The 13,660-nt window shown below is 71.9% G+C and carries 13 protein-coding genes; 4 read left to right on the top strand and 9 right to left on the bottom strand.

What is annotated here, in order from left to right; translation table 11 throughout:
- Positions 1-411 precede the first annotated feature (411 nt).
- The 3 genes from ABD223_RS27085 (at position 412) to ABD223_RS27075 (ending at position 4,258) form a co-directional block, all read left to right on the top strand.
- Positions 412-1,443 carry an MASE1 domain-containing protein gene (locus ABD223_RS27085; protein ID WP_344039352.1) on the top strand — a complete coding sequence of 344 codons (1,032 nt, stop codon included), beginning with the start codon at positions 412-414 and terminating at the stop codon, positions 1,441-1,443.
- The gene (locus ABD223_RS27080; protein WP_344039351.1) at positions 1,443-2,489 is read left to right on the top strand and encodes a lycopene cyclase family protein; all 1,047 of its coding nucleotides are present in this window, start codon (positions 1,443-1,445) and stop codon (positions 2,487-2,489) included. Before ABD223_RS27085 ends, ABD223_RS27080 begins: the two co-directional genes overlap by 1 nt.
- A 68-nt stretch (positions 2,490-2,557) precedes the next feature.
- A complete protein-coding gene (locus ABD223_RS27075; RefSeq protein WP_344039349.1) occupies positions 2,558-4,258 on the top strand; it encodes an EAL domain-containing protein in 1,701 nt (566 codons plus the stop codon).
- Here the strand turns inward: ABD223_RS27075 and ABD223_RS27070 are convergent.
- From ABD223_RS27070 to ABD223_RS27030, 9 genes are all read right to left on the bottom strand, one after another.
- Positions 4,255-5,100 (bottom strand): alpha/beta fold hydrolase, encoded by an 846-nt coding sequence (locus tag ABD223_RS27070; protein ID WP_344039348.1) that lies wholly within the window; start codon positions 5,098-5,100, stop codon positions 4,255-4,257. The two genes, ABD223_RS27075 and ABD223_RS27070, sit on opposite strands and share 4 nt — an antisense overlap.
- A gap of 216 nt (positions 5,101-5,316) precedes the next feature.
- Positions 5,317-5,709: a metal-sulfur cluster assembly factor gene (locus ABD223_RS27065; protein ID WP_344039347.1), complete on the bottom strand. Its 393-nt coding sequence runs from the start codon at positions 5,707-5,709 to the stop codon at positions 5,317-5,319.
- Positions 5,706-6,149 (bottom strand): Fe-S cluster assembly sulfur transfer protein SufU, encoded by a 444-nt coding sequence (gene sufU / locus ABD223_RS27060; protein WP_344039346.1) that lies wholly within the window; start codon positions 6,147-6,149, stop codon positions 5,706-5,708. The genes ABD223_RS27065 and sufU overlap by 4 nt, the downstream gene beginning before the upstream one ends.
- A 15-nt stretch (positions 6,150-6,164) precedes the next feature.
- Complete coding sequence (locus ABD223_RS27055) at positions 6,165-7,442, bottom strand: cysteine desulfurase (protein WP_344039345.1); 1,278 nt, start codon at positions 7,440-7,442, stop codon at positions 6,165-6,167.
- Positions 7,443-7,488: 46 nt separating this feature from the next.
- Positions 7,489-8,262: a Fe-S cluster assembly ATPase SufC gene (gene sufC / locus ABD223_RS27050; RefSeq protein ID WP_344039344.1), complete on the bottom strand. Its 774-nt coding sequence runs from the start codon at positions 8,260-8,262 to the stop codon at positions 7,489-7,491.
- Positions 8,263-8,296: 34 nt separating this feature from the next.
- Complete coding sequence (locus ABD223_RS27045; protein WP_344039343.1) at positions 8,297-8,629, bottom strand: non-heme iron oxygenase ferredoxin subunit; 333 nt, start codon at positions 8,627-8,629, stop codon at positions 8,297-8,299.
- Positions 8,626-9,801 (bottom strand): Fe-S cluster assembly protein SufD, encoded by a 1,176-nt coding sequence (gene sufD / locus ABD223_RS27040; protein ID WP_344039342.1) that lies wholly within the window; start codon positions 9,799-9,801, stop codon positions 8,626-8,628. Before sufD ends, ABD223_RS27045 begins: the two co-directional genes overlap by 4 nt.
- 1 nt (position 9,802) lies before the next feature.
- On the bottom strand, positions 9,803-11,248 hold the full coding sequence (gene sufB / locus ABD223_RS27035) for a Fe-S cluster assembly protein SufB (RefSeq protein WP_344039341.1): 1,446 nt from the start codon (positions 11,246-11,248) through the stop codon (positions 9,803-9,805).
- The gene (locus ABD223_RS27030; protein WP_344039340.1) at positions 11,245-11,973 is read right to left on the bottom strand and encodes a helix-turn-helix transcriptional regulator; all 729 of its coding nucleotides are present in this window, start codon (positions 11,971-11,973) and stop codon (positions 11,245-11,247) included. Before ABD223_RS27030 ends, sufB begins: the two co-directional genes overlap by 4 nt.
- Before the next feature lie 110 nt (positions 11,974-12,083).
- Here ABD223_RS27030 and mptB point away from each other — a divergent pair, with 110 nt between their 5' ends.
- The gene (gene mptB, locus ABD223_RS27025) at positions 12,084-13,652 is read left to right on the top strand and encodes a polyprenol phosphomannose-dependent alpha 1,6 mannosyltransferase MptB (RefSeq protein ID WP_417750556.1); all 1,569 of its coding nucleotides are present in this window, start codon (positions 12,084-12,086) and stop codon (positions 13,650-13,652) included.
- Positions 13,653-13,660 lie beyond the last annotated feature (8 nt).

The following is a 13,660-nucleotide window of genomic DNA, read 5'->3' as shown; positions in this document are numbered from 1 at the left end:
GCTGTCCAGTAACAATCTCAAAGGAATCCTCTTGACGAGGATCATAAATTTACTGGCTATTCGGCACGCTGTTGAGTTCTCAAAGAACACGCGCTCACCATCTTGTCCCGCGTCTTACCGCGGTTCATTCCGGGGCTTTGTGTTTCCGGTGTTTCGCTTGTGTTTGAAGCTTAGCTCGTTCGTTTTCGCGGTGTCAAATCGGCCGGTTCCGGCTTCTTCGCGCAGCGCTGAACCCGCTTCGCATTCAGTTTGTTCCTTGTCCCGTCCGGGCTGAGGCAGCACGCTGTGCTGCTTGTTCTGCTCCGGGGGGGTTTCGCCCCGCTCCGTTCCGGTTTGTCCGGCCCGTTCCGCGCTGGCAGAGAGAAAGTTACACCCCTGTCGCGCGGGAGACAAATCGGGGGGTCGGGTTCGATGTCTCCGCAGCTAGGCGTGGTGCGGGCGGCGTGGGCGGTGGATGCTGGCGTGGTGCACCTGCTCCCCCGCCTCCGCTCGTGGGGTCCGCACGCGGCTCGGCTCCTGCTGGTCGCCGCCTGCTACTACCTCGGCGCGCGCCTGGGTCTGCTCCGAGCTCTGGTCGACGACCAGGTGACACCGTTGTGGCCGCCGACGGGGGTGGCGCTGCTCTCCCTGTTGCTGGGCGGCTTGCGGTTGTGGCCGGGGATCGCGGTGGCGGCGTTCGTGGTGAACGCGCCCCTGGGCGGTGTCGGGGAGGCGCTCCTCATCTGCGCGGGGAACACGCTGGCGCCGGTGGTCGGTTTCCTGCTGCTCCGGCGGGTGGGTTTCCGGTTGGAGCTGGACCGCACGCGGGACGCGCTGTCCCTCGTGCTGCTGGGCGCGTTCACGGGCATGCTGGTCAGCGCCACGGTGGGCAGCGGCGCGCTGCTGCTGTCCGGGGTGGTCGACGGCGTGGACTTCTGGGCGACGTGGTCGGTGTGGTGGACCGGTGACGTGTTGGGGGTGTTGGTGCTCGTGCCGTTGGCCTTGACCGCGCGGTCGTTGCGCGGGCGCCGTCCGGCTCCTCGTCGGGTGGTGGAGGCCGTGGCGCTGCTGGTGAGCACGACGGCGGTGATGGCGGTGGCCACGACGACGGACATCAGGTTGATGTACCTGGTGTTCCCGTTCCTGATCTGGGCGGCGTTCCGCTTCGGGCACGCGGGCACGGCGCCGTGCGCGTTGATCGCGGCGGTGTTGGCGGCGCACGGGGCGACGCGGGCCTCGGGGCCGTTCGAGGGGTTGGAGCTGCTGGTGCGGATGGTGACGTTGCAGGCGTTCAACGGGACGGTGGTGACGACGGCGTTGCTGCTGTCGGCGGTGGTCGCGGAGCGGAACGCGGCGAGGGCGGCGATCGAGCGGACGGTGGCCCAGTTGACGGACGTGGTGTCGCGGCACCGGCCGCTGCTGGTGCGGGACGTGCCGCCGCCGCGCCCGCCGGAGGCGCGCTAGTGGCCGTGGTGGTGGTCGGCGGCGGGCCGGCGGGGCGGGCGCTGGCCCGGGAGTGCGCGGCGCTGGGGTTGCGGACGACCCTGGTGGACCGGGATCCGGGTCGGCCGTGGCGGTCGACGTACGGGGCGTGGTTGGACGAGCTGCCCGAGGGGACGCCGGTGGGTGTGGTGGCGTCGCGGGCGCGGGTGGTCACCACGCGGGAGCACCGGTTGGCGCGGGCGTACGCGGTGTTGGACAACGAGCGGCTGTGGCGGTTGCCGGACGAGGTGGAGGTGGTCGCGGGCCGGGTGGTGGAGCTGACCGGTTCGGGGGCGCGGTTGGCCGACGGGCGGGTGGTGGCCGGTCGGGTGGTCCGGGCGACGGGCGCGGTGGGCGGTCGGGCGGCGCAGACGGCGGTGGGGGTGGTGGTGCCGGCGGCGTCGGCGCGGCCGTTCGTGGCGCCGGACGAGGCCTTGATCATGGATTGGCGGAAGCCGCCCGCGGCGACGACGGCGGACCCGACGTTCCTCTACGCGATCCCGGTGTCGGCGGACGAGGTGCTGCTGGAGGAGACGTCGTTGGCGCGGCGGCCGGGGTTGCCGCTGCCGGAGCTGCGGTTGCGGTTGCACGCGCGGTTGGCGGCGCACGGCGTGCCGGTGCCGGGAGGCGAGGAGCGGGTGCGCATCCCGCTGGACGGGCGGCCGGGTTCGGGCGCGTTCGGCGCGGCGGCGGGGTTCGTCCACCCGGCGACGGGGTACAGCGTGGCGGTCTCGCTGCGGCGGGCGCCGGTGGTGGCGCGGGCGTTGGCGGAGGGTCGCCCGGTGGTGCGGTCGCCGCAGGAGCGGGTGGTGCACGCGTTGCGGTTGCGCGGGTTGACGGCGTTGTTGGCGATGGGTCCGGACGAGGTCCCGGAATTCTTCAACGAGTTTTTCGGATTGTCCGAGATTCATCAACGCGCTTACCTCGGCGGCCACGGTGACCTGCGCGGAACGGTCGGTGCGATGATCAGTTTGTTCGAACTGGCGTCGTGGCGGATGCGCACTCGCATGGTATTTCCTGTGCATTAGGCCAAATCTCCGGGAACAGCTGGTGAACGGCCTCGGTTTTCGGCCGGTCCGGGGAGGACGATCGGCGCGTGCCCGCCTTGCTGGATGACGTCCGCTTCGCCTTCCAGCCGTTGTTCAACCTCCACACCGGGGGTGTGGTGGCGGTGGAGGCGCTGGCCCGGCCGCACGACGGCCACGTGCGGGACCTGCTGAGCGAGGCGTTCCGCGCGGGGTACCTGGCCAACACCGACGTGGCGCTCGCCTGCCGGGCGGTGCGCCACGCGGCCGACCACGGCCTGGGCGTGCCGCTGCACGTGAACCTGCTGGCCGTGACGATCGCGGACCGGCCGGAGCTGTTCGCGCCGCTGCACGGGGCGTTGCGGGAGGTCGGGCGCTCGCCGTCGGACGTGGTGCTGGAGGTGGGCGCGCCGTACTCGCGGGTGCCGAGCCGGCGGCTGGTCGCCAGCCTGCGGCGGTTGCGCGAGGACGGGTTCCGGATCGGCCTGGACGGGGTGGGCGAGGGCGACTCGCCGCTGTCGCTGCTGGTCGACGCGGAGCCCGAGGTGATCAAGCTCGACCGCGGGGTGGTCGTCGCGCTGCCCGAGGACCCGGCGTGGTGCGCGCTGGTCCAGGGGTTGCAGCACCTGTGCGAGCACACCGGGGCGCTGGTGGTGGCCGAGGGCGTGGAGACGGAGGCGCAGCTGGCCGCGCTGCGCCGGCTCGGGGTGCGGCTGGCGCAGGGCAACCTGCTGGCGAGCGCGCAGCGGCGGCCGCGCGTGGACGCGACGATCGCCGCGGTGCTCAGCGAGGTCAACGACCCGGAGGCGGTGAGCAGGACCATGACCGCGCCGCTGCGCCGCCGGTCGGGTCCCGCGGTGACCGACTTCCTGCACCCGGCGACGACGCTGCCGGACTCGGCCACGTCCGAGGAGGTGCTGGAGGTGCTGGCCGGCCAGCCGACGGTGACCGGCGTGGTGCTGGTGGACGAGGGCAACCGGCCGCGGTGGACGGTGGACCGCAACCGGTTCCTGCTGGCGGTGACGGGCCCGTTCGGGCACGCGCTGCACGCCAAGCGGGAGGCGGCGCGGCTGGCGGACAAGCCGAAGGTGATCGGCGCGGGGTCCAGCGCGTTGGAGCTGCTGGACGTGGTGGCGCACGCCAACCGGGAGCGCACCAACGACGACCTGGTGGTCGTGGACGACGAGGACCGGTGCCTGGGCGTGGTGCGGGTGGCGGACGTGGTGCGCGGTGTGGCGGAGCTGAAGGTGGAGCAGGCGGCGGCGCTGAGCCCGCTGACGCGGCTGCCGGGCAGCGACGCGATCGCGCGGGAGGTCGACCGGCGGATCCTGGGCGGCGAGCTGTTCGCGGTGGGCTGGCTGGACGTGGACGCGTTCAAGCGGGTGAACGACTCGCTGGGCTTCGCCGCGGGCGACGACCTGATCAGGCAGCTGGGGCGGGCGCTGACGGAGGGCGCGGCGTCGTACCCCGGTGTGCAGGTGGGTCACGTCGGCGGGGACGACTTCCTGGTGGTGGCGGGGCTGGACGAGGTCGTGCCGTTCGCCGCGGGGGTGCTGGACCGGTCGTTCGCGGCCGAGGGCCTGGCGGTGACGCTGTCGCTGGCCGCGTTGATCTGCGCGGCCGGGTCGGTGGGGTCCTACCGGGAGGTGTCGCGGCTGCTGGCGCCGTTGAAGGAGCACGCGAAGTCGCTGCGCGGGACCAGCTGGGTGCTGGGGCGGCCGGGCAGCGACCACGTGGACGTGCTGCGCGGGCCGCACCTGGCGGTGGGTTAGCGGCGCGTCCGCTGAAGGGCCCGGAGGAACTCCGCGACGGCCTCGGCCAGCTCGGTCGGGGCGTCGTCGTGGATCCAGTGGCCGGCGCCGGGCACCTCGACGAGGTGGGTGTTCGGTCGCCTGGTCGCGGCCCGTCGCGCCAGGTCGGCGGGCAGGAGGGGGCTGTGCTCGCCGCGCAGCAGGAGCGCCGGGCAGGTGGAGGCGAGCCAGTCGGGCCACCAGTCCCCCGCGCCGTGGCGCTGGACCTCGACCATGTCGTCCCAGTCGAACAGCAGCCGCCAGTGGTCGCCGGCCTCGACCGCGCTGAGCGCGAAGTAGCCGGCGTCGGGGACGCCTTGGGCTTCGATGGCGGCCTTGAGGGCGGACCGGGTGGGCGCGCGGTCGGGCCAGCCGCGGACGTCGAGGACGGGGTGGGGCACCTCGGGGCGTCGCGTGACGGGGCCGATGTCCTCGATGACCAGGGCTTCGACCAGGTCGGGCCGGCGGGCGGCGAGCTGGTGCGCGGTGGTGCCGCCCAGCGAGTGGCCGAGCACCACGACGGGGCCGAGGTCGAGGTGGTGGAGCAGGCGCGCGGCGTCGTCGACGAAGTCCTCGCGGGTGTAGGAGGCGGCGCGGTCGCTGCGGCCGTGGCCGCGCTGGTCGGGGGCGATCACGCGGGCCAGGTCGCCCAGGTCGGCGGCGAGGCGGTCGAACACCGCGCCCCTGCCGAAGGTGCCGTGGAGGGCGAGCAGGGGTGTGCCGGGGCCGCCGTGGTCCGCGTAGGCGAGGGTGCGGTTGTCGAGGTGGAGGCGGTGGAGGCGGTGGGAGCGGTGGGAGCGGTCGGGGCGGGAGTGCTCGGGCACGCGGGCGAAGGTAGCCGGGCGCCGGATGTCGACCAACCGCTTTTGTCGGTGGTGGCCGGCAGAATAAAAGCAGGGGCCCCCTCGGGAGGGGACCCCTGCGAAGTGCGGTCGGTGGGCCTGGCCGTCGGGTTCACGGCCAGGCGCCGGACCGGGTCAGGCGCTGGACCGGACCAGGTGCTGGACCAGGTCACGCGCCGGACCGGGCGCTGGGCCAGGTCAGACGGTGAAGCCGAGGGCGCGCAGCTGTTCCCGGCCCTCGTCCGTGATCTTCTCCGGGCCCCACGGCGGCATCCACACCCAGTTGATGCGGAAGTCGTTGACGAGGCCGCCGCCACCGCCGCCGACCAGGGCGGAGCGGGTCTGGTCCTCGATGACGTCCGTCAGGGGGCACGCCGCCGAGGTCAGCGTCATGTCGATCAGGGCGACGTTGTCCTCGTCCACGCGGATGTCGTAGACCAGGCCGAGGTCGACGACGTTGATGCCCAGTTCCGGGTCGACCACGTCGCGCATGGCCTCCTCCAGGTCGTCGAGCGACGCCACGTCGGCCTTCGGCGCGGGCGGTTCGGGCATGCCCTCGACGCCGCGCACCACGTCCTCTTCGGTGCTCATGCCTTCGCTCCCTCGCTGCGGGACACCGCGTCCTTGAAAGCCATCCAGCCCAGCAGCGCGCACTTCACGCGCGCCGGGTACTTCGCCACGCCCGCGAACGCGATGCCGTCCTCCAGGACGTCCTCGTCGGGCTCCACCTGGCCGCGGCCCTGCATCAGTTCGACGAACGCGTCCATCTTCGCGAACGCCTCGTCCAGCGGCCTGCCCACGACCAGGTCCGTCAGCACCGAGGTGGACGCCTGGCTGATGGAGCAGCCCTGCCCGTCGTAGGACACGTCGGCGACCTTGCCGCCGTCCAGCTTCACGCGCAGGGTCACCTCGTCGCCGCACGTGGGGTTGATCTGGTGCGACTCGGCGTCGAACGGGTCGCGCAGGCCGCGCCCGTGTGGGTTCTTGTAGTGGTCCAGGATGATCTCCTGGTACATCTGCTGGAGCTGCATCAGGCCTACCCGAATCTATCCGACACCGAAGAACTTCTGCGCCTCGCGCACGGCGTCCACCAGCGCGTCCACCTCGTCGAGCGTGTTGTACAGGTAGAAGCTCGCCCGGACCGTGGCCGCGGCGTCCATCCTGCGGTGCAGGGGCCACGCGCAGTGGTGGCCGACCCGGACCGCCACGCCCAGGCTGTCGAGCACCTGGCCGGCGTCGTGGGCGTGGACGCCGTCGACGACGAACGACACCGCGCCGCCGCGGTCCTCGGTGCCCAGGGGGCCGACGACCCGCACGCCGGGGATCCCGGCCAGGCCCTTCAGGGCCGCTTCGGTGAGCTGGTGCTCGTGCGCGGCGACCCGGTCCATGCCGATCGCGGTGAGGTAGTCGACGGCCGCGCCCAGGGCGATCGCCTGGGACGTCATGGGCACGCCCGCCTCGAACCGCGCGGGCGGCGGCGCGAACGTGGAGCGGGCCATGTGGACCATCTCGATCATCGACCCGCCGGTGAGGAACGGCGGCAGCGCCTCCAGCAGCTCGCGGCGGCCGTAGAGGACGCCGATGCCGGACGGGCCGAGCATCTTGTGGCCGCTGAACACGGCGAAGTCCACGCCCAGGGCGTGGAGGTCGACGGGGCCGTGCGGCACGGACTGGCAGGCGTCCAGCACGGTGAGCGCGCCCACGCGCCGGGCGGCGTCCACGAGGACGCGCACCGGGTTGACCGTGCCCAGCACGTTCGACTGGTGGGTGAACGCGACGACCTTCGTGCGCTCGGTGACCAGGTCGTCGATGCCCGACAGGTCCAGGCGGCCCTCGTCGGTCACGCCGAACCAGCGCAGCTCGGCGCCGGTGCGGGCGGCCAGCTGCTGCCACGGCACGAGGTTGGCGTGGTGCTCCATCTCGGTGACGACGATCTCGTCGCCGGGTCCGAGGCGGAACCGCTCGGCCTCGGGGCCCGCCGTGGCGGCGTTGCCCATCGCGTAGGCGACCAGGTTGACGCCCTCGGTCGCGTTCTTGGTGAACACGACCTCGCCGTAGTCGACGCCGACGAAGTTCGCGATCTTCTGCCGCGCGGCCTCGTAGGCGTCGGTGGCCTCCTCGGCCAGCTGGTGGGCGCCGCGGTGCACGGCGGCGTTGGCGGTCTCCAGGAACGCGCGCTCGGCGTCGAGGACCTGCCTCGGGCGCTGCGAGGTGGCGCCGGAGTCCAGGTAGACCAGCCGCTTGCCCTCCCGCACGGTGCGGCCCAGGATCGGGAAGTCCGCGCGCACGGTAGCGACGTCCAGTGGAGCGGCTGTGGTGGTCACGGCTCCGACGCCTCCTCTCGGTACGAAGGTCACAACAGGTGCAACGTCAGCCGGTCGTGGCGGCTTCCTGCTTGCCGATGTACTTCACGTAACCCTCGGCCTCCAGCTGGTCGGCCAGCTCGGGGCCGCCGGACTCGACGACGCGGCCACCGGCGAAGACGTGCACGAAGTCGGGCTTGATGTACTTGAGGATCCGGGTGTAGTGCGTGATCAGCATCACGCCCGCCTCGCCGGACTCCTTGTACTTGTTGACGCCCTGGGACACCACGCGCAGCGCGTCGACGTCGAGGCCGGAGTCGGTCTCGTCCAGGATCGCGATCTTCGGCTGGAGCAGGCCCAGCTGGAGGATCTCGTGGCGCTTCTTCTCGCCGCCGGAGAAGCCCTCGTTGACCGAGCGCTCGGCGAAGGCGGGGTCGATGTCGAGGTCGGCCATCGCGCCCTTGACCTCCTTGACCCAGTGCCGCAGGGCCGGGGCCTCGCCGCGCACGGCGGTGGCGGCGGTGCGCAGGAAGTTCGACATCGACACGCCGGGCACCTCGACCGGGTACTGCATGGCGAGGAACAGGCCGGCGCGGGCGCGCTCGTCCACGCTCATCTCCAGCACGTCCTCGCCGTCCAGCAGCACGCTGCCGGAGGTGACGTCGTACTTGGGGTGGCCCGCGATGGCGTAGGACAGGGTGGACTTGCCCGAGCCGTTCGGACCCATGATCGCGTGGGTCTCGCCGGACTTGATGGTCAGGTCGACGCCCTTGAGGATCTCCTTGGACGTCTCGTCGGTCTTGACCGAGACGTGCAGGTCCTTGATCTCCAGAGTGGCCATTGGTGCTCAGTTCTCCTGGTGTGGCAAGCGAAAGTCAGTTCGTGGTGGCGTTCGTGACGGCCGTGACGTCGAGGTAGACGTCACCGCCGCGGAGTTCTACGGCGAACACGTCGACCGGCTCGGTGGCGGGCGGCGAGGACGGGCGGCCGGTGCGCAGGTCGAAGCACGACCCGTGCAGCCAGCACTCCACGCCCTTGCCCGTGACCTCGCCCTCGCTGAGCGAGACCTCCGCGTGCGTGCACAGGTCGCGCAGGGCGTGGACGGCGTCGCCGTCGCGGACGAGCAGGACGGGGGTGTGCCCGTCGCCGACCTCGACCGCGACCGGCTTGCGGTCGTCGAGGTCGGCGACCGAGCACACCCTGATCACACGCCCACCGCTTCCAGCTCCGCCTCGATGGCGGCTTCCAGGCGCTCGCGCACCTCGGGAACGACGATCTTGAGCAGGATCTCCTGGAAGAAGCCGCGCACGACCAGCCGGCGGGCCTGGTCCTCGGGGATGCCGCGCGCCTGGAGGTAGAACAGCTGCTCGTCGTCGAACCGGCCGGTGGCGCTGGCGTGGCCCGCGCCCTCGATCTCGCCGGTCTCGATCTCCAGGTTCGGCACCGAGTCGGCGCGGGCGCCGTCGGTCAGCACCAGGTTGCGGTTGAGCTCGAAGGTCTCGGTGCCCTCGGCCGCGGCGCGGATCAGCACGTCGCCGATCCACACGGTGTGCGCGCCCTCGCCCTGGAGCGCGCCCTTGTAGACCACGTTGCTGCGGCAGTTGGACACCGCGTGGTCGATGAAGGGCCGGTGCTCCAGGTGCTGGCCCGCGTCGGCGAAGTACAGGCCCAGCAGCTCGGCGTCGCCGCCGCGGCCCGCGTAGGTCACCACGGGGGTGAGGCGGACCAGGTCGCCGCCGAGGGTGATGACGGTGTGCTTGAACGAGGCGTCGCGGCCCAGCTTGGCGTGGTGGGCGGACACGTGCACGGCGTCGTCGGCCCAGTCCTGGATGGCCACGACGGTGAGGTGGGCGCCGTCCTCGACGACGAACTCCACGTTGTCGGCGTAGGCGCCGGAGCCGCGGTGGTCGAGGACGACGACGCCCTCGGCGAACGGCTTGGCGTGCACCTGGAGGTGCCCGTAGGCGACGCCGCCCTCGCCGGGGCCGGTGACGGTGACGGTGGTCGCCTCGGACTTCGCGTCACCCGGCAGGGTGATGACGGTGGCCTCGGGGAACGAGGACCACGCCTGGGCGGCGACGCGGTCGCCGGGGATGCCGGCGACGCCGAGGCGCCGGTCGTCGCGACCGACGGTCTCGGCGGTGACGCCCTCGGCCGCGGCGACCTCGACGGCCGCCTTCGCGGTGGCCTCGGCGCCGTTGTGCAGGTTCGCCAGGCGCTTCATCGGGGTGAAGCGCCAGATCTCCTCGCGGCCCCCGGGCACCTCGAACGCGGCCACGTCGAAGGACGTGAAGTGGTCCGCGCGCGAGGAGACGGGGGCGCCGGCGCCGTGCGAGTGGGCCGTCAGGCCGTGCTGCTGGTCTTCGGTGGTGACGGCCATGTCAGCCGACGGCCCCTTCCATCTGAAGCTCGATCAGGCGGTTCAGCTCTAGCGCGTACTCCATGGGCAGCTCGCGCGCGATGGGCTCGACGAACCCGCGCACGATCATCGCCATGGCCTCGTCCTCGTTGAGACCGCGGGACATGAGGTAGAACAGCTGGTCCTCGGAGACCTTCGAGACGGTGGCCTCGTGGCCCATCGACACGTCGTCCTCGCGGACGTCGACGTAGGGGTAGGTGTCCGAGCGGCTGATGGTGTCCACCAGCAGCGCGTCGCACTTGACCGTGGACTTCGAGTGGTGCGCCCGCTTGTTGACCTGCACGAGGCCGCGGTAGGAGGTGCGGCCGCCGCCGCGCGCCACCGACTTCGACACGATCGTGGACGACGTGTGCGGCGCCATGTGGACCATCTTCGCGCCCGCGTCCTGGTGCTGGCCCTCGCCCGCGAACGCGATCGAGAGGACCTCGCCCTTGGCGTGCTCGCCCATCAGGAACACGGCCGGGTACTTCATGGTGACCTTGGAGCCGATGTTGCCGTCGATCCACTCCATGGTCGCGCCCTCTTCGGCCTTGGCGCGCTTGGTGACCAGGTTGTAGACGTTGTTCGACCAGTTCTGGATGGTCGTGTAGCGGCAGCGGCCGCCCTTCTTGACGATGATCTCCACGACGGCGGAGTGCAGCGAGTCCGACGAGTAGATCGGCGCGGTGCAGCCCTCGACGTAGTGCACGTACGCGCCCTCGTCGACGATGATCAGCGTCCGCTCGAACTGGCCCATGTTCTCGGTGTTGATCCGGAAGTAGGCCTGGAGCGGGATGTCGACGTGCACGCCCTTCGGCACGTAGATGAACGAGCCGCCCGACCACACCGCGGAGTTCAGCGCGGAGAACTTGTTGTCACCCGAGGGGATGATGGAGCCGAAGTACTCCTTGAACAGCTCCGGGTGCTCCTTGAGCGCGGTGTCCGTGTCGAGGAAGATGACGCCCTGCTCCTCAAGGTCCTCGCGGATCTTGTGGTAGACGACCTCGGACTCGTACTGGGCCGCGACACCGGAGACCAGGCGCTGCTTCTCGGCCTCCGGGATGCCCAGCCGGTCGTAGGTGTTCTTGATCTCCTCGGGCAGGTCGTCCCAGGTCGCGGCCTGCTTCTCGGTCGACCGGACGAAGTACTTGATGTTCTCGAAGTCGATGCCCGACAGGTCGGAGCCCCACGTCGGCATCGGCTTGCGGTCGAACAGGCGCAACGCCTTGAGCCGGTGTTCCAGCATCCACTCGGGCTCGTTCTTCTTGGCCGAGATGTCCCGAACGACGTCCTCGTTCAGGCCCCGGCGAGCGCTCGCGCCTGCCACGTCCGAGTCGGACCAGCCGAACTCGTAGTTGCCGATGCTCGCCAGGGTCTCTTCCTGGGTGAGCGGGGCTGTGGTGGTGCGCTGCTCGGCAGCGGCAGTCATGCGGGCTCCCCTCCATCTGGGGTCTGATCGTCGGTTCCACCGACCGTGAGCCGGGGTGTGTTCGGGATGTGCGTCGTGCACACGGCGTCGCCGCGCGCGATCGTGGCCAGGCGCTGCACGTGGGTGCCGAGCAGGTCGGCGAACGCCGCCGTCTCGGTCTCGCACAGCTGGGGGAACTCGGCCGCGACGTGCGCGACGGGGCACAGGTGCTGGCAGAGCTGCTCGCCCGCCCCCACGTGCCGCGCCGAGGCAGCGTAGCCCTCCCTGGACAAGGCGACCGCGAGGGCCTTGGCCCGTTCGGCGGCGTCGGGTTGGGCCACGATGGCCGCCCGGTGCTGCTCGACGAGCGCGGAGACGCGTCGCTGCGCGAAGGCCCGTACCGCCTCCTCCCCGCCCTGTTCGGCGAGGAACCGCAGCGCGGCCACGGCGAGGTCGTCGTAGGCGTGCCCGAAGCGGGCCCGCCCCTGCTCGGTCAGCAGGAAGAGCTTGGCCGGGCGACCCCGGCCGCGCTGCCCCCGGCGAGAGGCCTCCCTGCTGGTCGCCTCACCGTCGGCCACCAGCGCGTCGATGTGCCTGCGCACCGCCGTGGGGCTCAGGCCCAGCTGCTCCGCGACCGAGGCCGCGGTGACCGGGCCCTGCTCCAGCAGCAGGCGTGCGACGGCGTGCCGGGTCCGCCCGTCGTGCCCGGCGGGCACGGCGGTCAGGTGGTCCCCGACGTTTTTCACAACACCAGTGTTGCGTATTTCGGCGGGACTCGCAAAGATCACCCCGCGACGGGTGACCCGACTCACCCCGCGAGGGCGGTCGATACCCTTCCGGCGTGACGGCGGGCGGAATGGTGACGGGCGATCGGTCGGAGCTCCGCGAGGCGGCGCCCCTGGACGCGCCGGAGCGCCGTCAGCTCGACATCATCCGCCGCTGGGGCACGGTCGGCGCGCTGCTGCTGGTCGTCGGCTCGCTCGGGTCCGGCGCGGCCCCGGTGTTCAGCCCGCTGCCCGGCACGCCGCTGCTGGGCCTGTTCGTGCGGATGCCCACCGCCTCCATGGCCGTGGCGTGGACCGGCATGTTCATGGTGGTGTCGGCGTGGCTGTGGCTGGGCCGGTTCGCCCGGCCGGGCAGGCCGCGGCTGGTGACGCGCAGCCAGCTGGACCGGACGCTGCTGATGTGGATCACGCCGCTGGTGTTCGTGCTGCCCATGTTCAGCCGGGACGTCTACAGCTACCTGGCGCAGTCGCAGATCGCGGCCAACGGCCAGGACCCCTACGAGCTGGGCCCGGCCACGGCGCTGGGCGTCGAGCACCCGCTGACCAAGAACGTGCCGAACATCTGGCGCGAGACGCCCGCGCCGTACGGGCCGCTGTTCCTGGCCGCCGGGCGGGTCATCTCGATGGTGACCGGCGACAGCGTGCTGCCCGGCGTGTTCCTGCACCGGCTGCTGGTGCTGCTGGGCCTGGCCATGATCGTGTGGGCGCTGCCCCGGCTCGCGCGCCGGTTCGGCGTGCCGCCGGTGAGCGCGCTGTGGCTGGGCGCGGCGAACCCGCTGGTGCTGTTCCACCTGGTCATCGGCGTGCACAACGAGGGTTTGGCGATCGGGTTGATGCTGGTCGGCCTGGAGCTGGCGCTGCGCAGGATGCCCACCACGCCCGGCGCGCCGATGACGCGCGAGGAGCTGCTGTGGATCGTGCTGGGCGCGACCATGATCACCATGGGCGCGGCGGTGAAGATCCCGGCCGCGCTGGCGCTGGGCTTCCTCGGCGTGATGATCGCCCGCCGGTGGGGCGGCCGGTTCTCCGACCTGGTGCGGGCGGCGCTGCTGTTGCTGCTGGTCTCCGGCGTGGTGATGGTGGGCACGTGCGTCGGCACGGGCCTGGGCTTCGGCTGGGTGCAGACGCTGAGCGTCGCCTCCGAGGTCAAGAGCTGGATGTCGCCGCCGACCGCGATGGGCTACCTGGGCGGCGGCCTGGGGCTGGTGCTCAAGCTGGGCAACCACACCGAGTCGATGATCGTCCTGATGCGGCTGGTGACGCAGGCGGTGTCGGTGGCGATCGCGGCGACGCTGCTGTGGAAGGCGTTCCAGGGGCGGATCAAGGCGGTCAACGGGCTGGGCGCGGGCCTGGGCGCGGTGCTGGTGCTGGGGCCGGTGCTCCAGCCGTGGTACGTGCTGTGGGCGGCGTTGCCGCTGGCCACGGCGGTGCTGGCGCGCCGGTTCCGGGTGTTCGCGACCACCGCCAGCGCGGTCATCGCGGTGGTGCTGCCGCCCACCGGCTCGGCGTTCGACGGCCGCGCCTACATCGTGCCGCAGGCCGTGCTGGGCGCGGTGGTCGCGTTCGCGGTGTGCGTGCTGGTGGCGCGCCGCCAGGTGTTCCCGCTGCTGCGGCGGGACCCGCTGCCGGGCTCGGTGTGAGCCGCTCC

This window comes from Saccharothrix xinjiangensis (assembly GCF_039527585.1).
Classification (GTDB): Bacteria; Actinomycetota; Actinomycetes; order Mycobacteriales; family Pseudonocardiaceae; genus Actinosynnema; species Actinosynnema xinjiangensis.
This window is presented reverse-complemented; position numbering and strand designations above follow the sequence as displayed.